The following is an 18,748-nucleotide window of genomic DNA, read 5'->3' on the forward strand; positions in this document are numbered from 1 at the left end:
GCGGAGGCACTCCGCCGGGATCAGGTTGCGTTTATGCCCGCGACCCGGGACAGAACGCAACCTGATCAGACGCCCGCCTGCTCACCAGCACCTGCCGACGCAAGCACGTATCCGCACACCACGACGACCGCGCTGATGACCGCGGCGACCGCGAACACCGACCACAGCGCGACCTTGACCAGCAGCGCTCCGACCAAGGCGCCCAACAGGATTGACACGATGGCCGCGGATCGACGGTTCACGATCGTCGCGCGACCGGGCCGTGCGAACATGTCGATCGCCCATGCGGTGATCGTCGACGTCACGACGACGGTCGTCACGTCGGCGACACCGATGTTGCGCGCCGCCGCAGCCTGCATGCCCATCGCGCACGCGGTCATCCCGACGGCGAACATCGCTGCCACATGCTCCGTCGACTGTGCCCAGATGATGACCGCGGTACCGGCGACCAGCGACGCCGACACCGCAAGCACAGCGGTCAACCGCGGACTCCACCCACGCCGATCCGACCGTAGGAACAGGCTCGCCAACCCGGCGCCGAGGATGAACGCGACGAGGGCGAGCGCCACGGAGAACACCGGCAGTCCGTCGGCGCCGGCAGCACCCATCCCGAGGATCAGGACGTTCCCGGTCATGTTCCCCAGGAACACGGTGTCGAGACCGAGGAAACCGCCGGCGTCGACGACGCCGGTCGCGAACGTCAGCACGAGCATCAACGCGAGGTCTCGGGCCGCTTCCCGGTCAGCGCCGGGGGAACTGTCACTCGTGGTCAAGCGCGGCTCCTTCGGCCCTGGATCTCGCCGTCGACGCACGGCAGATCGTCGTGACCAGCACTGTTCGGTCGCTCCGATCGTAAGGCGGCGAGCAGCCGGATGTCCGGCGAGTCCGGTTCCCGCGTGTGCGTTTACATCCCGAGCGCTCGCGGTCATCGTGGTCGGCGCACGGCCGGGTATCGTCGTCGTGTGGTCGGAAGCGTCGACGAATCCATGAGCGGTACAGAGCGTTCCGGCCACCGGCAGCTCGGCAACCCGGCACGTGCTGCCCTCACCGGCCCCCATGCGCGGTTCGCCGAACGTGTCGGCACCGCGCTGCGGTACCACCCCGATGTCTGCCCGATGGCGGCCCTGCCGGACGACCCGACCCCCGGCGACTGGGCCGACGCCGCCCGACTGGTCGGCCCCGGCGGTTCTCTCTTCATCCCCGTCGTCGCCGACGCCCCACCGGCGGAATGGCAGACGACCATGCGTCGACCCGGGGTGCAGATGATCGACGCAGGCGTGTCCGCGGAACCCGACGCCGAGGCGGTCCCCCTGGCCGCGGGCGACGTACCGGAGATGATCGACCTCGTCCGGCGCACACGTCCCGGACCGTTCCGTCCGCGCACCATTGAGATGGGCACCTACCTCGGCATCCGGCGCGGTGGGCGGCTCGTCGCGATGGGTGGCGAACGACTCGCCCTACCGGGTTACACCGAGATCAGCGCGGTCTGCACCGATCCCGCGCACCGCGGCGAAGGACTTGCGTCACGACTGGTTCTCGCCCTCGCCCACGGCATTCGACAGCGTGGCGCCACCCCGATACTTCACGCGGACGCGACCAACGTGAACGCCATCCGCCTGTACGAGCAACTGGGTTTCGAGATCCGCGCGGAAGTGCTGTTCCAGGTGATGCTGGCCCCTTCGTGACGTGCGCTCCGCAAGCTCCGGGCACTCCTCAGGGAGCAGGTGACGCGCTACGCGGCATCACTTTGTTTCAGCGACTTCGCCAGCGGCGCGATCTCGTCCAGGTAGATCGCGGCCAGAACACCGGACTCGTCGGCGAGGTTGCGCACGCGGTCACTCTCCGCGCGGTCCCGTTCCGCGTCGACCACGTGCTCGAATTCGTCTATGGCACTGACCCGCTCGAGCCAGGACTGCTTGTCCTGACGCTGTTGGATGCGGGCGACGATCTGCTCGTACTCGGCGAATGCCTCGACCCGCGCGACGAGGCCGTCAAGCCGACCGGACAGCAGCCTCGACTTCTCCGCGAACGTCGCGATCACCTCGTCGTCGACGCCGAGATGTCCCGCGGGCGCGTCACCGAGGATGGCCAGCTGGTCGCGCAGCCCGGCCGCTGCGGTCGTGATCGCGGTGGCCTCTCCGACCAGGTCGACGCGCACGGAATGCCGGTCGAAGAAGTCCAGCTTCCACGCCGGATAACGGCTGACGCTGTCGGCGACGAGCGCCGTGGTCCAGACGATCTTCCCGATGCGATCCTTGTTGAGTTGTGCGAGTTCGGTCCAGTCCCCGAGCCGGTCGCGAGGTTCCGCCTGGCCCGCCTCGTCCGGATCGGAGTTGCCCGGACTCCGGTTGTGCCAGAGATCGAGAGCAAGGACGAGGTAGTCGTTCGCGCCACCCGCCGGGCTGCGGGTCCACTGCCCCTCGATTCGGCGCTGTACCGACTGACACGACGCCCACCGCGCGGCCTGGGCCAACCGCAGCTCGTCGGCGAGTTCGCCCAGTGCATCGGTCGACGGTCGAACAGCGACGTGCGACGCCTCGACCGGGGAGTCGTTCCGCTCGGCTCGACGCCGCGCGCGGTCGTCTCTCATCCCGGTGAACATCGCCGAGAACGCGCCGACGGCCAACGACATCAGCAGGTCGAGAGCCACCACGACCACCACCACGAAGACGGCCCCGGCGACGAACATCATGCTTCCAGTGAACCACTCGGCGACGCTTACGTGGCCTGTTCGCGACTGGCATCTACCACGCGAGGATGTCGGCCACAGCCAGGCCACACCACCGATCTCGCCCCAAGCAATCGCTTGGTTTGTTACGTTCGGCAACGATGGGATTCCTGAAACAGACCACTCCCGACATCGACTTCCCGACCTGGAGCCAGGGCACACGCGCGGAGAAGATCCGGCCCATGGCGCGACATTGGGCCGAGGTCGGGTTCGGGACCCCGGTGGCACTGCACCTGTTCTATGTCGGCAAGATCCTCGCCTTCATCCTGATCGGCTGGACGATCGTCATCACGACGCCGGGCATCGACGGCTTCCTCGACGTCACCGCCTGGTACAACGAGCCGATCGTCTTCCAGAAGGTCGTGCTCTACACGACGCTCTTCGAGGTGGTGGGTTTCGGCTGCGGGTTCGGCCCGCTGAACAACCGCTTCTTCCCGCCCTTCGGCTCGATCCTCTACTGGTTGCGCCCCGGGACGATCCGTCAGCCCCCGTGGCCCCGGATCCCACTGACCGCGGGTGACGCCAGGACCCCCGTCGACGTCCTGCTCTACGGCGCGCTGATCGTCGTCGTGCTGATCGCCCTGTTCAGCCCCGGTTCGGGCGCCGTCCCCGAACTCGACACCACCGTCGGCGTCCTTCCCGCGTGGCAGATCTGGACGATCCTCGGACTCCTCGCCGCGATCGGACTCCGGGACAAGACGGTCTTCCTGGCCGCACGCGGCGAGGTGTACGGCGCGCTGACGGTGACGTTCCTGTTCGGCGGCGTCGACATGATCATCGGCGCCCAACTCTTGTTCCTGTGCATCTGGCTCGGCGCGGCGACGTCGAAACTGAACAAGCATTTCCCCTTCGTCATCGCGACGATGATGTCCAACAACCCGATCTGGCGGTCGCCGAAGATCAAACGCAAGTTCTTCGAGGACTTCCCCGAAGACCTCCGACCCGGACGCCGGTCCCGTTGGATCGCCCACTTCTCCACGGCCGTCGAAGGACTCGTCCCGATCGTGCTGTTCTTCTCGCACGGCGGGTGGGTCGGCGGGATCGCCGCCGCGATCATGCTCGTCTTCCACTTCGGCATCCTGTCGTCGATCCCGATGGGAGTCCCGCTGGAGTGGAACGTCTTCATGATGTTCGGCATCCTCGCGATCTTCGTCGGCCACCCGGGCATCGGGCTCACCGACCTCGAATCCCCGTGCCCGCTACTACTGTTCGCGGTGTCGGCGACGACGGTGGTCGTCGGGAACCTGATGCCGCGCAAGGTGTCCTTCCTGCCCGGCATGCGGTACTACGCGGGCAACTGGGACACCGGACTGTGGTGCATCAAGCCGTCGGCGTCGGCGAAGATCGAAGCGGGCATCGTGGCCATCGCGTCGATGCCGGCGGCCCAACTCGAACGGTTCTACGGCAGTCCCGAAGCCGCCCAGATCCCCCTCTACATGGGATATGCGTTCCGCTCCTCCAACAGTCACGGCCGCGCACTCTTCACGCTCGCACATCGCGCCATGAGTGGAACCCCCGAGGAACAGTACGTACTCACCGACGGCGAACGGATCTGCAGCACCGCGATGGGCTGGAACTTCGGCGACGGCCACCTCTCCAACGAGCAGCTCATCGAATCACTCCAGCGCCGTTGCCGATTCGAGCCGGGCGAGGTGCGGATCGTCCTGCTCGACGCCCAGCCGATTCATCGTCAGACGCAGGAGTACCGCCTGATCGACCCGGCGATCGGCGTCTTCGAGAAGGGCTACGTCCGGGTCGCCGATCTCGTCACCCGCCAGCCGTGGGACGACGAGGTCCCGACGACAGTGACATGGCGCGCCGATGGTGGCCGCACTGATCCTGCCTGAGGCCGCCTGCCGTCGGCGCGACCGGTCCCGGACTCACAGGGTGCGGGCGATGATCTCCTTCATGATCTCGTTGGTTCCCGCGTAGATCTTCTGCACGCGGTTGTCCGCCCACAGGCGGGCGATCGGGTACTCGTTCATGTATCCGTAGCCGCCGAACAGCTGGAGGCATTCGTCGGCGACCGCCATCGCCCGGTCGCTCGTCCACCATTTCGCCATTGCGACCGTGGGGATGTCGAGCTTTCCGTCGATGTGCTTCACGATGCAGTCGTCGACGAAGACACGCGCTATCCGTGCCTCGGTGGCCGCTTCGGCGAGTTTGAACTTGGTGTTCTGGAAACTGAAGACAGGCCGGCCGAATGCCTCGCGCTCCTTGGTGTAGGCGATCGTCTCGGAGACGGCCTTCTCCATGCCGGCCACCGAGGCGACCGCGATGATCAGCCGCTCCTGTGGCAACTGCTGCATCAGCTGGATGAACCCCTGACCTTCCTGCTCACCGAGCAGGTTCGACGTCGGCACCCGGACGCCGTCGAAGAACAGCTCCGATGTGTCCTGTCCGCGCTGCCCGATCTTGTCGAGGACCCGTCCGCGACGGAACCCCTGCCGGCTGGATTCGACGAGGATCAGGGAGATGCCCTTGGCACCCTCGGACGAGTCCGTCTTGGCGACGACGATGATGAGGTCGGCCTGGCCGCCGTTGGTGATGAAGGTCTTCGAGCCGTCGATGACGTAGTCGTCACCGTCGCGGATCGCCCTGGTCTTGACGTTCTGTAGGTCGGAGCCGGTACCCGGTTCCGTCATGGCGATGGCGCCCACGACCTCCCCGCTGGCCATCTTGGGGAGCCACGTCGACTTCTGCTCCTCGGATCCGTACGCGAGGAGGTAATGCGCAACGATGCCGTTGTGGAGGCTGACGCCCCATGAGCTGTCGGCCACGCCGGCCTGCTCCTCGATGAGCACCGCCTCGTGCGCGAACGTGCCCCCGCCGCCGCCGTACTGCTCGGGGATGGACATACACAGAAGCCCCAGTTCACCGGCCTTGAGCCACAGGTCGCGATCGACATGGTGCTGCTCGATGAACTTCTCGGTGTTCGGCTTGATCTCTTTCTCGCAGAAGCTTCGCGCCAGTTCACGCAAAGCGCTGATGTCGTCGTCCTCCCAGGGGGAACGTTCAGTCACAGGGGTCAGCCTTTCGTCGCGGGACCGTCGACGCCGATCGTAACATTGAACGATGTAACGGTTGGCGCACCGCGCATCGCCGCGCCTCGTGTACGGGAGAACGCGGGCGATCAGGCCGCGGCGTGTCCGAGGTGCGCAACCGGGAGTCGTACGTCATGATCGGATGCACACGCCGAGATCAGCGGCCCCCGTGCCCGATCGTCGTGCGCGTCGAATCGACGCCGGGTCCCGCGCGCGCCTTCCCCCGCCTTCGGATGCTCAAATCGACTGCTGTCCAATATCTTTCCGACGCGTCGCGATGCAGAACGATCCGAAATCGGTCACACTGTGAGCACACCAGCCTTCGCCGAGAGGGGTCAGTTGTGACCAGGATCTTCGATGCAACCACTTGGGGAGCCGAGCTCTGTGCCGCCGGCGACGACGTCCTCGCCGGCGAGGTCTCACTGCGTGAGGAATCCCTGAGGCGCAAGGTCGCGTTCTACCTCGACGCCGAGGGACTCCCCTTGTGCCAGTCCTCGTGCGACCCGTCGCAGTGGCATCCGACGCTGGTGACCCGGATGACCTCGGTGGTCGTCTCCCATGGGCGCGCCGTCGTCTCCATCGATGCGGCTCTCCCGTTGCACTCGTCGATTCTCGACATCGCTTTCCCCGGAGCAGGTTCTGGTGGCTCGATGATGGACATCACCATCGTCGACCTGTCCCGGCACCGCCGTACCCTGCACGCCGAGGTCCCGTCACATCTGGTGGTGACCGGCACCATCGCCGTGGCACTCTCTCCCGTCGGGTCGGCGCTGCGCACCGCGCCATCGGGACGCACGATCGGGATCGGCTGACCTCGCCCCCGGCGCCCGCTCAGGCGTTCCCATCGGGGATCTGCGGGACCGTCGACTCCGACGCAGTCGCCGCCGACGGTTCGTCGGCGATCCGGGACAACAGCTGCAGCGCATGCCGGGACGCGGACTCCGGCTCGGTCCGGTAGACGAAGATCGTCTGCTCGGGATCGTCGCCCGGGCTCAGGGCTTGGTAGGAGACCGTCAGATCACCCACCACCGGATGGTGGTACCGCTTGGTGCCGACGCTCCGCTCATGCACGCGGTTGCGCGACCACAGCTTGACGAATTCCGGGCTGTGGATGGACAGTTCACCCACCAGAGCGCCGAGCCGCGGATCGTCGGGATGCTTGCCCGCATCCATGCGCAACATGGCAGCGGTGTCCGCGGCGACGCCGTCCCAGTCGACGTACAGGTCGCGCGCGTGGGGGTCGAGAAAGACGAATCGGGCCTGATTGCGTTCTGCCGCAGGCCGGTTCTCGAAATCGGCGACCAGGAGTCCGGCGAGTCGGTTGTGGCCCAGCACATCCAGGCGGCGCCCGAGTACGAACGCTGGTTGCAGTGCGGCGTCGAAGGTCTCGAGCAGTTCGAGCGTCGACGCGTGGAGACGCTGCGGCTTGTCGGCACGGCGTCGGCGAGTCGGTTCGCGACGGGCGATCGTGTGCAGGTGGTTGCGTTCACTGTCGTCGAGTTGCAGTGCGTCGGCGAGTGCGTCGAGGACCTCCAGCGACGCACTCTTGCTCCGCCCCTGTTCCAGCCGCGTGTAGTAGTCGACGCTCACTCCGGCGAGCATCGCCAGTTCCTCACGACGCAGGCCGTTGACCCTGCGACGTCCCACCTCGGCTATCCCGGCGGCGTCCGGTGACAGCCGACCGCGGGCCGCGCGAAGGAAATCGGCGAGTGACGGTTCGAGTTGATCGGCCATGTTCCCATCCTGCGGACTCGTCTGACCTGCGTCAAAGGGTGAGGGTGGCCCAGTTTGTCCCAGGAAGAACTCTCTCTTCACCGATGGCTGCCGGGTCGTGACGATGGATGTCATCGCCTCGACGGCGATTCACCACCACCCCAACAGGAAGTGAGTACACGAACATGTCTGTCTAGATGATCACCGGAGCGGGCCGCGGACTGGGCCTCGAGATCACACGAGCCGCCCTGCAGGCCGGCGACCACGTCGCGGTCTGCGCACGACGCACCGACTCCATCCCCGACGACGTCCGCAACCACCCCGATGTGTTGCCGGTACCTCTCGACGTCACCGACATCGGCCAGGTCGCGACCGCAGTCGCGTCCGTGATGGAGCGGTTCGGAACCGTCGACGTCCTCGTCAACAATGCCGGACGCGGCCTCCTCGGCGCCGTGGAGGAGATCACCGATGCCGAGGCGCGGTCGGTGTTCGACGTCAACGTCTTCGGGCTCCTCAACGTCACCCGTGCGGTCGTACCACTGATGCGCGCGGCCGGCCGGGGCAAGCTCGTCCACATCGGGTCGCGCGGCGGCTTCGAGGGCGAGCCCGGCGTCGCACTCTATTCGGCGACCAAGTTCGCGGTCGCGGGTATCAGCGAATCCCTCGCCGGTGAACTAGCGCCGTTCGGAATCCAGAGCACGGTCGTCGAACCCGGCGTGTTCCGCACCGATTTCCTCGATGCCAGCTCGCTACAGTTGCCGGCGAATCAGGTTGCCGCATACGACGGTACGCCCGCACACGCGACTCTCGAGTGGGCCGAGGAGACCAACCATTCCCAGCTCGGCGACCCGGTCAAGGGTGCCGCGTTCATCCACCGGATCGTGTCGTCGGACGATCCACTGCCCCTGCATCTTCCGGTGGGCCAGGACGCACTCGACCGACGGGTGGCGATCACCGAACGCATCGAGAAGGAGATCGCTCCGTTGCGTGCGGCATCCGCTGCCACCGCGTGTGACTGACCGGCACCCGGAATCGCCACCTCACGTCCAGAATCGCAGCTGCCCAGCGGGATTCCCACGGAGGTGGCGATTCGGCCGTCACCGGAGTGAGCGCAGCGCCGACTCGGCGGCGTGATACCCGCACAGCCCGTGGATACCGGCGCCCGGCGGGCTGGCCTGCGAGCAGATGTGCACGCCCGGAACACCGATCGCGTACGGGTCGATCGCGAGGCGAGGCCGCAGGACCATCTGCAGGCCGTCGTTGGCGCCACCGATGATGTCACCGGCCCCGAAGTTGGCGTTCTTCTGGTGCAGGGCTTCGGTCCCCGTACTCGCCGTGGCGACGATCCGATCACGAAAGCCCGGCGCGAATCTCTCGATCTGCGAGACGATCTGGTCGGTGGCGTCGCCGTCGAAACCGCCGGGGACGTGGGCGTAGGCATAGATCGGGTTGATTCCGCCCGCACTGCGGGTGGGATCGGCGACGTACTGCTGACCGAGCAGGACGAACGGCCGCGACGGCATGACCCCGGCGGCACGTTGCTTCTCCGTATACGCGATCTCGCCGAAGCCGCCGCCGAGGTGAACGGTTCCGGCCCGCACACACTCCGGATTGGTCCACGGGATGTCACCGTCGACGGCGAAGTCGACCTTGAATGCGGACGAGCCGACGCGGTATCTCCGGTAGGAGCGGCGAATCCGCGCAGGCATGGCGTCGCCGTATATCGAAAGCACCTGTGACGGTGACAGATCCAGGAGGACGAGGTCGGCGGGCGGGCGGGATGTCGGCGCGGGAGCTGACCCGGACTCCGGTCTCGATCTTGCCGCCGGCCTCGAGCAGCGCAGCCGACACCGCGGCGGTGATGGCGCCGGAACCGCCCTCTGCCACCGGCCATCCGTATCGGTGCCCGCTCGCGGCGATCATCAGGCCGAGCGATGCGGTCAGCGGCCGGTCGAGGCGGGAGAACAGGTGCGCGGCGATCCCCCCGTAGAGGGCCCGTGCGCGTTCGGTGCGAAACCAGCGGGCCAGCACGGTGGCCGGAAGTACGGCTCGAGGACCGAAGGCGGCCAACCGGATCGGGTGTCCGGGGATGCCGACGATCGGCCCGAGGAGATCTTCACCCAGGTCGTCGAAGTGTTCGGCCAGATCGCCGAACATCGACCGCCAGCGGGCCCCGTCGACGCCGAGACCAGCGGCGGTCTCGGTGATCGACTGGTACAGGAGTCCGGCTTCACCGGAGTCGAGCGGGTGGGCACAGTCGATCTCCGGCCACTTCCACACCAGCCCGTACTTCTCGAGTCCGACCTCGGCCCAGAACGGCGACCCCACCCCGAGAGGATGGAACGCCGAACAATGATCGTGGATGAGGCCGGGCACCGTCAGCTCCCCGGACCGTGCGCCACCCCCGACCGTGTCCGCGGCCTCCAGCACCTGAACCTGCACTCCGGACCGGGCGAGGTGAAGGGCGGCGGCGAGCCCGTTGGGACCACCGCCGACCACGACTGCAGTGGTCACCGACTCCCCTGACCTCTCTCCGGGACCGGCGACGCGCCACAGTCGTCGGGTCGCATCCGCCATTCACTCACCACCTCAGAATCGGTGACCCGATGACGGGCGTCAACGTCGAGACTCCGGTCGACGCCGTCCAGGAAGTCGACGATCGCTGCAGCGAGGCGATCCGGAGCCTCGAGCGCGACGTGACGTCCGACCGCCTCGAACTCGATCGTGGACAGAGGTCCGCCCGAAATCTGAGCGAGCGTCTGAGCGGTGAAAGCTCCGCCGGAGGTCCCGACAGCGAGCATCGGCATGGTCAACGGCACCGAGGCCCGGTCGCGGAACTCTTCTCCCTCGGCGAGCATGGACCGATACAGGCCCGCCGCCCCGCGCCAGCCCCCGTCTCGGGCGAAGACCCGCACGAACTCGGCGATGTCCGTTTCGTCAACCGCCCCCGGCACGGTTGTCATCGTCGGGAACGCCCACTGCTCCAGCACTTCCCGTTCGCGCCCGCCGAAGAGCAAGTCGGCGATGCCCGGCGCGGCCAACGTACCGATGTGCCACGAACCGCCTCGGGTCACGTCCCCGAGCCCCTCCAGGCCGAACCCGGCCAGACCCATCTCGACCGCGATCAGACTGCGCACGAGACCGGGATGTTCCGTTGCCAACCGGTAGACCGCTCCACCCGAAATATCCTGTCCCAGAACATGCATCGGGCCCACATCGAGGTGCCGGATGAGTTGGCGCAGATCATCCGACGCCGTCGCGCTGTCGTGGTCGTCATCCGCGACCGCGGAGTCGCCGAAGCCACGGAGATCGACGGCGAACACCCGGTGACGCCTCGCCAGCAACGGAATCAGTCGGTGGAACGTCCACCATGATTCCGGGAAGCCATGAACCAGGAGGATGGGCGAGCCACCGCTTCCCGCCGAAACATGGTGCAGCGTCGTTCCGTTCACGTGCGCTACGTGGTGTTCCACGCCGGGGATCGTGGCCCTGGCCACACTTCGGGTATTCACACTCATGACAAGCCGTTTTATTGGCAACCGGGTTGTCAATAACCTAGAACCTGACAACCGGGTTGTCAATAGGGTGGGTGAGCAGTAATCTCCCGACGTGGACGTTTCCCATGGTGCGCAGTTCGCGCGAATGCTGGTCGAGACCTTCGATGCGATGACGCGCGAGGTCATCGAGGAGCTGACCGCGGCCGGCCACGCCGGGCTCACGGTCTCGAATGAGCTCGCCATGGAGGCCATCGACGACGGGGCGGGCACCGCCGCCTCCCTGGCCCGTCGCCTCGGCGTCTCCCGTCAGGCCGCCGCCAAGACCATCACGACCCTCGAAGGCCTGGGTTACGTCGAACGTGCTGCCGACACAGACGACGCGCGCCGCAAGAGCCTGAGGATCACCACCCGGGGCCGGGAGGCGATCGCGATCGGGAGCTCGGCGTTCGAACGGATCCGGGTCCGGTGGGAATCCGCAGTCGGCGCCGACCGTGCCGCCGAGACCGAAGAGGCCCTCCGTACGCTGCGGGACGACATCGCCGGCAGCTGACGAAGCAGCATCCGAGAAGCAAGATGGCCCCCGTCTACACGACGGGGGCCATCTCTGGCGGTGGCGGAGGGATTTGAACCCTCGGTACGGGGTTACCGCACACAGCATTTCGAGTGCTGCACCTTCGGCCGCTCGGACACGCCACCGCGAAAGACTGTACCGCAGCGGGGCGGCGAGTCTTAAATCAGCTGGTCAGAGCGATCAAACCGGGTACAGCGGGCAATCAGTGGCCGGTCAGCTTGTCCTTGACGTCGTCGACCTTGCCCTTCACGGCGTCGGCGGCCTCGGTGATCTTCTGCTTCCCCTGGGCCTGGGCCTGATCGCCCTTGCCCTCGTTCTTCAGATCCTGATCGTCGGTGAGGCTGCCGGCGGCTTCCTTGCCGCGGCCCTTCAACTCTTCGGCTTTGTTCTTGGCGTCGTCAGTGGTTCCCATGAAGCCTCCTCGATGAGGTTCGGCACGGCCGGATGCCGGCCGAGGTGGAAGAACTCGGCGATCTACCCGCGCCGGTGGCTCGACGCGAGCGTCGCCATGCAGGAGCTGACTCCTGCGTTCCACGGTGCCACAGACCGGCGACTCCGTGCAGAACTCCAGGTCAGACGTCAGATCAACGACTGTTGAACTTCTGGGCCACCTCGGTGATCTTGTCCTTGGCGGTGGTGACGACCTCCTGGACCTTCTCGTTCTCGGCGAGCTCGCCCAGCTTGTCCTTCGCGGTGCCCAGCGCATCCTGGACCTGCTTGCTCTCGACCAGTTCGTCGATCTTGTCGCGGGCGGTGCCCAGTGCCTCCTGCACCTTGCCACTCTCGGCCAGTTCGTTGATCTTGGCCTTGGCGGTGTCGAATGCTGCGGTGACCTTGTCGGCCGGGTCGGACATGGCTACTCCTCGAGGATCGGGTCGGGACTCGATCTCCAATCTGCCAGAGCAGCGCGGTACCGACCACCGGTCGCGACCCTGCGATCTCACCGATCTTTTCGTCTCACATCCCTGAGAGTGGTGTTCAGCGCGCTCTCCGTGTCGCGAAGAAATCGACCATCAGCGCGCGGCACTCGGCCTCGAGGACGCCGCCTTTCACCTGGGGGCGGTGGGTGAGTCGCGGGTCTCGCACGACGTCCCACAGGGACCCGACGGCCCCGGTCTTGGGTTCCCACGCGCCGAACACCAGCGCGTCGACGCGGGACAGCGTGATGGCGCCGGCACACATCGTGCACGGTTCGACCGTCACCGCGATCGTGCAGCCGGGGAGTCGCCAACCGTCACCGAAGGCGCGGGCTGCGGCACGCAGGGCGAGCACCTCGGCGTGCGCCGTCGGATCGCCGTCTGCTTCCCGACGATTGGCCGCGCGCGCCAGTTCGACGCCCTCGGGGTCGAAGACCACGGCACCGATCGGGACGTCGTCGGTTCCCGACGACGAGGCGGCGTCGAGTGCCGCGCGCACCATGTTCTCCCAGGCGGGGGCACTCATCGTGCGCCGGCGCCGGTCAGTGGCCGAGTGAGTCGAGAACCTTGCCCAGTTCATCGGCGAAGCCGAGCCGGGCGGCGATCATGCCGAGCTGTTCATCCGCGTAGAGGTCGGTGTCGCCGACGATGACGCTCATGACCGCGTCGGGCAGGCCCAGGTCGGCCAGGACCGCCAGGTCGCCCTCTTCCCACGGTTCGACGGTGTCGAGCTCGTCCGGGTCGATGTCGGGCACGTCGAGGTTCAGGGCGTCGAGGACGTCGGCCGCGACGTCGTAGTCGACCGCCGCGGTCGCGTCGGAGAGCAGCAGCCGCGCACCCGACGGCGCGGGCCGGACGATGACGAAGAACTCGTCGTCGACGTCGAGCAGCCCGAACACGGCGCCGGCCGAACGGAGCTCGCGAAGTTGTCGCTCGGCGTCCTCGAGATCAGAGAGCGCCGACGGCTTGAGCGCAGTGACTTTCCATCCGCTCTCGTCGCGCACCACCGCAACAGCGAAACCGTCGATGTCCTCTTCCACGTCCTGCGTGTTCGAACCCGACTTCCCATATCCGGCACCGGCCATGCAGCAAACCGTAGCCTCTATCAGCTGCAGTCCCAAGTCCCGGAACGAGCGGAGATCGAGGTATGGGAACGTTGTCAGCGTGACTGCTGACTCGTCGTCCTCGCGTTCTGCGCCCTCGACGCCGGTGTGCGTGCTTGGCCTGGGTCTGATCGGCGGCTCGCTGTTGCGGGTTCTGCACGACGCCGGGCACGAGACGTTCGGTTACAACCGGTCGTCGGCGACCGTCGACGCAGCAACCTCCGACGGATACCAGGCGTCGACGGATCTCGTCGCCACCTTGCGCCGTGCGGCCGAGACGGAAGCCGTCATCGTCCTGGCGACCCCGGTGACGACCATCGAACCCATCGTGTCGGACATCGCCGAACACGCACCTGGCGCTCTGCTGACCGACGTGATCAGCGTCAAGCAGGAAGTGGAGAAGGTGATCGCGCGGGCACACCCCGGCGCGCGCTACGTCGGCGGGCATCCGATGGCGGGGACCAGTCGGTCCGGGTGGCCGGCAACCGATCCGACACTGTTCCGGGATGCGATGTGGGCGGTCACCACGACCGATCACACCGTCGCCGACGACTGGCTGGCCGTTGCGTCGATCGCACGGCTGGCGGGGTCGCTGGTGGTGCCCGTGGCTCCCGATGCGCACGACCGTGCCGTCGCCGCGATCTCCCACATGCCGCATCTGACGGCGGCCGCGACCGCCGCGGTGGGCGCCGGCGAGAGCGACCTCGCCCTACGCCTGGCCGCCGGCAGCTTCCGCGACGGCACCCGGGTCGCCGGAACGGCACCCGCGCTGCAGCGGGCGATGATCGAGGCCAACAGCATCGCCGTCCTCAACGTTCTCAGCGAGACCATCGACCGTCTGATCGCCGCGCGCGACGAGTTGCGTGATCACGGGACGGCCGAGGTCCTGGTCGACGACGGACATCGAGCACGCACCGCGTACGAACGACTGCACGACGGTAGCCCGGAGCCCATCAGTGGAGTGACGATCGGCGAGCCGGGTTGGCAGGAGGAACTCCGCCGCCAGGCGCATCAGGGCCGGGTGTGGGTGGGCTAGGCCTACCGCAAGGTCTGAGTGGGCTAGACCCGGCGGGCGAGTCCCGGGTAGTCGGCGACGAAGTCGTTGTCGTCGAGGGTGATGGTCGTGGTGGCCAGCGGCGACACCAGGTCGACGCCGTCCGCGGTGGCGGTGTAGGACATCGTGGCCGGCTTCACCTCACCGCTGGGCAGGTACATGTACATGACGGGTACCTCGACGGTGCCGTCGGCCGGCGTGATCCCCATGCGGCGCAACGGGAGCGCGTTGAACATGGGCGACAGCGCGAGGTCGACGTCCTCGGCACCCTCGAAGTCCGATTGGATGATCTCTCCGTCAGGGCGACGGATGAGCCAGGTGCCCTCGTTGTCGCGGGTGATTCCGAACTGGGTCTCCCCCGTGTCGCCGCAGATGAGGTGCACCGTGAGACGTCTGGTGATGCCGGTGTCGGTGGTCTGTAACTCGTACGACGCGGAGAACGGCTCGTGGTCGTCGGTCGCGGCGGCGATGATCCGGCCATAGGCCTTCACGCGTGCGCCGGAGACGACCAGGCGGACCTGTTCGAGTCGGTCGGTGTCCTCGCCACGCCACGTCAGCACGGTCTTGAACTCGTCCGTGGCGGCGGACGACTGCTCACCCTCGGGGGCTGTCTGCGGAGAACTCACACGACTACGGTAGCGAGCCGACCCGCCGATCACACATCGGACGTGCTGGTCACTCGACCAGATGGACGACGTGGCGGCGCGAATCTCCGCCGGTCACGCGATACACGAGGCGGTGCGTCGGGCCGACGACGCCGTCACCGTGTCCTCCACCACCACTTTGCCGTCGACCTTGATCGAACACTTGGCGCCGCTCCCGGTCCCGGCGATCACCAGGAGACGCAACGGATTGTCCCCACCGGTGAACTGGACACTCCAAGGATTGGATGGCGCGAACTCCGACCTCAGACCCATCGCGTCGACGTAGAGGATGGTGGCCTGACCGTCGATGGCGACGTCGTAGGTCACCGGTTTGTCCAGGGGATTGACGCGTTCGTCGGGTCCGCCGGGCACGGGCCGGCCGGGATCGTCGGGAGTCAGTTGCGGTGGTTCGAATGTGCGCGGAAGCGGAACGTCGATGGTGGTCGGCGGGTCGGCGAGGGGCAGTTCGGTGGGTTCGTTCCGAAAAATCCCGCTGAACCCGACTATCGCGACGGCCACCAGCACGACGAGTCCGAGACACACGATGAGCGTCGAGGTGGAGACCTTCGTGATGCGTGACTCGTCGTCCGATACGGCCGCGGATCGGGCGGCGGCACGCGCCTCTTCCCGCTCGGCCTGCTCGGCGATGCGCAGCTCGGTGTTGGTGGGCTGGCCGGGCCGGAACAGGGCGGTGCCGTCCGGGGCGTATCCGAGCGGCGGGTACAGCTGCGGCCCGGGTGTGTGCCCATACGGATCGCTGCCACGATCCCGCGGGTCGCGGGCGTCGCGGTTCGGTCCGCCGTACGGCTGTCCCATCGTCGGCCTCCGGTCGAAGTGTTGTCTGTCTTCGACCTTACGGCGGGTCTCTGTGCCGGTGAGCCCGCGCGGTCCGGAAATGCTGGTCGCGCGGTGGGCAACCCGTTGTGGAATCGATTGAACGAATGGGGTCCCGGTCCGGCCGTGCTGCCGCCCCTACCCCCAGTTCACGGGGGCGGCAGCCCCCTGACAGACCCCACCGAAATCGTTCACCAGGTGAACTGAAGACACTCTCACATATCTGACAACGGTGTGCAACAGATGGGAGGCGTGCAGCAGATGGGCATGTGACAGCCGGGCCTGGGCCGATCGTTCTGCCCTCTTCACCATAAGCGCTGGAGGGGGCCTTGCGGCAAGCCCCCTCACCGGGTGCAGAATCGCCTTCCCACCTGCCGAGAGTCTCACCCGCATCGCCCAATCGGAGCCGCTTTGTCCGTGTCGCCCGCCCCGCTCGTCCCCGAACCCAGCAGCGTCTTCGACCTCCCGAGGAGGCTGTCCGCCAAAGCCGACCCCGTACTCATCGCGGACGACGAGCGCCACCTGGCCATGCTCGCCGCGAGTCTCACCGAGAGCATCGACGACGCCACCGCCCGGATCGAGGCCCTCCGACGGTCCGAAGGCGGTGGTGGACGACGAGCACTGGATCGCGATCTGGAGATCCACCAGACGCTCTCCCGCGTACGCGCTCTGCAACGCTTCAGCCTCGAGGCATGCCTGGGTCGTATCGTCGGCACCGACGGCGAGGTCCTCTACATCGGTCGCCTCGGCCTGACGGGGTCCGACGGTGCGACGTTGCTCGTCGACTGGCGTACCCCGCTGGCAGCTCCGTTCTTCGCCGCCACGCTGCGTGAGCCCGCGGGCCTGGTGAGCCGACGCCGCTACCGATGGACCCGAGGCCGCATCACCGACTACTGGGATGAGGTGTTCGTCGACGACCCGGCGGTCCTCGACCGGCACGCCGCACTCGACGACCAGTCGGCGTTCATCGCCGATCTCGCGGCCGTCCGTTCGCCGCGGATGCGGGATGTGCTGGGTACGATCGCTGCCGATCAGGACGAGATCATCCGCGCCGGTTCCCATGGGGCCCTGGTCGTCGACGGTGGTCCCGGAACGGGCAAGACGGTGGTGGCGCTGCATCGGGCCGCGTATCTCGTGTACGCCGATCCCCGACTCGCCGGGAATCGCGGCGGACTCCTCGTCGTCGGTCCGCACCGCCCGTACCTCGCCTACGTCGCCGACGTGTTGCCGAGTCTCGGGGAGGGCAGCGTACAGACGTGCACGCTGTCCGATCTGGTCGTCGAAGGAGCTTCGGCGACAACGGAATCCGATGCTCACGTCGCACGGCTGAAGTCGTCGGCGGGCATGGTCGGGGCGATCGAGCCGGCCGTGGCGTTCTACGAACAACCACCGACGACGCCGCTCGTCGTCGAAACCCCCTGGGCTGAGGTCACTCTCACCGCAGCGGACTGGGCGGAGGCATTCGATGTGCCCGAGCCGGGGACGCCGCACAACGACGGTCGCGACGAGGTGTGGGAGGAACTCGTGTCGATCATCGCTGCCCGGCATGACGATGACGTCCCGTTCGGAGCACTGCGTTGTGCTCTCGCGTCCAACCCGGAGCTCACGTCCGCGTTCAACCGCGCATGGCCGGTTCTGCGGCCGGCGGAAATCGTCGGCGACCTCTGGTCGGTGCCGGCGTACCTGCGCCGGTGCGCGCCGTGGCTGACGCCCGAGCAGGTGAGTGCCCTGCAGCGCGATCGCCCGGACGCGTGCACCGACGCCGACCTCCCGCTGCTCGACGCGGCGCGACGCCGGATCGGCGACCCCGAAGCCGCCATGCGGAGACGCCGTCGGCGGGCGACGGTCGACGCCGAGCACGAGCGGATGAGCCAGGTGGTCGAGGACCTCATCGCGGCGCAGGTGCACGACGACGGCGAGGGACTCATGACCATGCTCCGGGGTGAGGACCTGCGCAACGCGCTCGACGACGGGGTCGTCGCCGACACCGACACCCCGGACCGGTTGGCCGGTCCGTTCGCGCACATCGTCGTCGACGAGGCGCAGGAACTGACCGATGCCCAGTGGCAGATGCTCCTGCACCGGTGCCCGTCGAAGAGCTTCACGGTGGTCGGCGATCGCGCCCAGGCCCGCCACGGATTCACCGAGTCGTGGTCGGAGAGATTGCAGCGGGTCGGCTTCGACGGCGTCACCATGTCGGGGTTGACGATCAATTACCGCACCCCCGAGGAGATCATGACCGAGGCGGAACCGGTCATCCGCACCGCGCTGCCCGACGCCAACGTCCCGACCTCGGTGCGCCGCACGGGGATTCCCGTCCGGCACGGCGATCGCTCGGAACTCGCCGGAATCGTCGACGAATGGTTGTCCGCGCACGACGAAGGACTGGTCTGCGTCATCGGCGCTCCGGATGTCGCCGATGCCGACCGGGTTCGGTCGCTGACCCCGACCCTTGCCAAAGGGCTCGAGTTCGATCTCGTCGTGCTCGTCGATCCGGAGTCCTTCGGCGAGGGGATCGAAGGCGCCGTGGACCGGTATGTGGCGATGACGCGGGCGACGCAGCAGTTGGTGGTGCTGAGTTAGCCGGGCCGGTCCGACCTGGCAGATCCGTCGACTATCGGGTCTAGTCGGCTACTACGACGC

18 protein-coding genes, 1 tRNA gene and 1 pseudogene are annotated in these 18,748 nt (G+C 67.3%); 7 read left to right on the forward strand and 13 right to left on the reverse strand.

The annotated features are described in order from the left end of the window. Window positions 1-65: 65 nt before the first annotated feature. Window positions 66-773, reverse strand: coding sequence for a YoaK family protein (locus GOAMI_RS04515; protein WP_006435210.1), 708 nt, complete (start codon window positions 771-773; stop codon window positions 66-68). A gap of 213 nt (window positions 774-986) precedes the next feature. Here GOAMI_RS04515 and GOAMI_RS04520 point away from each other — a divergent pair, with 213 nt between their 5' ends. After that, on the forward strand, window positions 987-1,685 hold the full coding sequence (locus GOAMI_RS04520) for a GNAT family N-acetyltransferase (protein ID WP_006435211.1): 699 nt from the start codon (window positions 987-989) through the stop codon (window positions 1,683-1,685). A gap of 47 nt (window positions 1,686-1,732) precedes the next feature. Here GOAMI_RS04520 and GOAMI_RS04525 read toward each other — a convergent pair whose 3' ends face one another. Beyond that, window positions 1,733-2,692 carry a hypothetical protein gene (locus tag GOAMI_RS04525; protein WP_040004556.1) on the reverse strand — a complete coding sequence of 320 codons (960 nt, stop codon included), beginning with the start codon at window positions 2,690-2,692 and terminating at the stop codon, window positions 1,733-1,735. Window positions 2,693-2,829: 137 nt separating this feature from the next. On the opposite strand from GOAMI_RS04525, the gene GOAMI_RS04530 reads away from it, so the two are divergent. Further along, on the forward strand, window positions 2,830-4,575 hold the full coding sequence (locus tag GOAMI_RS04530) for a DUF3556 domain-containing protein (protein WP_006435213.1): 1,746 nt from the start codon (window positions 2,830-2,832) through the stop codon (window positions 4,573-4,575). A gap of 33 nt (window positions 4,576-4,608) precedes the next feature. Here GOAMI_RS04530 and GOAMI_RS04535 read toward each other — a convergent pair whose 3' ends face one another. Continuing rightward, complete coding sequence (locus GOAMI_RS04535; RefSeq protein WP_006435214.1) at window positions 4,609-5,751, reverse strand: acyl-CoA dehydrogenase family protein; 1,143 nt, start codon at window positions 5,749-5,751, stop codon at window positions 4,609-4,611. Between the two features lie 362 nt (window positions 5,752-6,113). Here GOAMI_RS04535 and GOAMI_RS04540 point away from each other — a divergent pair, with 362 nt between their 5' ends. After that, window positions 6,114-6,584, forward strand: a complete 471-nt coding sequence (locus GOAMI_RS04540) for a hypothetical protein (protein ID WP_006435215.1) — start codon at window positions 6,114-6,116, stop codon at window positions 6,582-6,584. Between the two features lie 19 nt (window positions 6,585-6,603). Here GOAMI_RS04540 and GOAMI_RS04545 read toward each other — a convergent pair whose 3' ends face one another. Beyond that, on the reverse strand, window positions 6,604-7,506 hold the full coding sequence (locus GOAMI_RS04545) for a helix-turn-helix transcriptional regulator (RefSeq protein ID WP_006435216.1): 903 nt from the start codon (window positions 7,504-7,506) through the stop codon (window positions 6,604-6,606). A 176-nt stretch (window positions 7,507-7,682) separates the two neighbouring features. On the opposite strand from GOAMI_RS04545, the gene GOAMI_RS04550 reads away from it, so the two are divergent. Next, entirely contained in the window at window positions 7,683-8,504 is an 822-nt protein-coding gene (locus GOAMI_RS04550) for an SDR family oxidoreductase (RefSeq protein ID WP_006435217.1), read from the forward strand. Window positions 8,505-8,582: 78 nt separating this feature from the next. Here GOAMI_RS04550 and GOAMI_RS04555 read toward each other — a convergent pair. Beyond that, window positions 8,583-9,999 (reverse strand): annotated as a pseudogene (locus GOAMI_RS04555) (phytoene desaturase family protein). Continuing rightward, window positions 9,996-11,168, reverse strand: coding sequence for an alpha/beta fold hydrolase (locus tag GOAMI_RS04560; RefSeq protein WP_247603040.1), 1,173 nt, complete (start codon window positions 11,166-11,168; stop codon window positions 9,996-9,998). Before GOAMI_RS04560 ends, GOAMI_RS04555 begins: the two are co-directional and overlap by 4 nt. Between GOAMI_RS04560 and GOAMI_RS04565 the strand changes: the two genes are divergently transcribed. Further along, on the forward strand, window positions 11,152-11,532 hold the full coding sequence (locus tag GOAMI_RS04565) for a MarR family winged helix-turn-helix transcriptional regulator (protein ID WP_247603039.1): 381 nt from the start codon (window positions 11,152-11,154) through the stop codon (window positions 11,530-11,532). The two genes, GOAMI_RS04560 and GOAMI_RS04565, sit on opposite strands and share 17 nt — an antisense overlap. 55 nt (window positions 11,533-11,587) lie before the next feature. Here the strand turns inward: GOAMI_RS04565 and GOAMI_RS04570 are convergent. The 5 genes from GOAMI_RS04570 to GOAMI_RS04590 form a co-directional block, all read right to left on the reverse strand. Then, window positions 11,588-11,678 (reverse strand) — tRNA-Ser (locus tag GOAMI_RS04570). Window positions 11,679-11,755: 77 nt separating this feature from the next. After that, window positions 11,756-11,965, reverse strand: a complete 210-nt coding sequence (locus tag GOAMI_RS04575; RefSeq protein WP_006435223.1) for a CsbD family protein — start codon at window positions 11,963-11,965, stop codon at window positions 11,756-11,758. Window positions 11,966-12,137: 172 nt separating this feature from the next. Beyond that, entirely contained in the window at window positions 12,138-12,407 is a 270-nt protein-coding gene (locus GOAMI_RS04580; RefSeq protein ID WP_006435224.1) for a hypothetical protein, read from the reverse strand. Window positions 12,408-12,531: 124 nt separating this feature from the next. Beyond that, window positions 12,532-12,996 (reverse strand): nucleoside deaminase, encoded by a 465-nt coding sequence (locus GOAMI_RS04585; protein ID WP_006435225.1) that lies wholly within the window; start codon window positions 12,994-12,996, stop codon window positions 12,532-12,534. A 16-nt stretch (window positions 12,997-13,012) separates the two neighbouring features. Beyond that, window positions 13,013-13,555 carry a tRNA adenosine deaminase-associated protein gene (locus GOAMI_RS04590; protein ID WP_006435226.1) on the reverse strand — a complete coding sequence of 181 codons (543 nt, stop codon included), beginning with the start codon at window positions 13,553-13,555 and terminating at the stop codon, window positions 13,013-13,015. A 79-nt stretch (window positions 13,556-13,634) separates the two neighbouring features. Between GOAMI_RS04590 and GOAMI_RS04595 the strand changes: the two genes are divergently transcribed. Next, window positions 13,635-14,609, forward strand: coding sequence for a prephenate dehydrogenase (locus tag GOAMI_RS04595; protein WP_006435227.1), 975 nt, complete (start codon window positions 13,635-13,637; stop codon window positions 14,607-14,609). Window positions 14,610-14,632: 23 nt separating this feature from the next. Here GOAMI_RS04595 and GOAMI_RS04600 read toward each other — a convergent pair whose 3' ends face one another. Both GOAMI_RS04600 and GOAMI_RS04605 read right to left on the reverse strand, forming a co-directional pair. Further along, the gene (locus GOAMI_RS04600; protein ID WP_006435228.1) at window positions 14,633-15,286 is read right to left on the reverse strand and encodes a putative glycolipid-binding domain-containing protein; all 654 of its coding nucleotides are present in this window, start codon (window positions 15,284-15,286) and stop codon (window positions 14,633-14,635) included. 60 nt (window positions 15,287-15,346) lie between these two features. Further along, window positions 15,347-16,087 (reverse strand): hypothetical protein, encoded by a 741-nt coding sequence (locus tag GOAMI_RS04605; RefSeq protein WP_006435229.1) that lies wholly within the window; start codon window positions 16,085-16,087, stop codon window positions 15,347-15,349. Window positions 16,088-16,516: 429 nt separating this feature from the next. Here GOAMI_RS04605 and helR point away from each other — a divergent pair, with 429 nt between their 5' ends. Beyond that, window positions 16,517-18,688: an RNA polymerase recycling motor ATPase HelR gene (gene helR, locus GOAMI_RS04610; RefSeq protein WP_006435230.1), complete on the forward strand. Its 2,172-nt coding sequence runs from the start codon at window positions 16,517-16,519 to the stop codon at window positions 18,686-18,688. The last annotated feature ends 60 nt before the right edge of the window (window positions 18,689-18,748 follow it).

It is taken from the genome of Gordonia amicalis NBRC 100051 = JCM 11271, from assembly GCF_000332995.1.
In the GTDB taxonomy this organism is placed as follows: domain Bacteria; phylum Actinomycetota; class Actinomycetes; order Mycobacteriales; family Mycobacteriaceae; genus Gordonia; species Gordonia amicalis.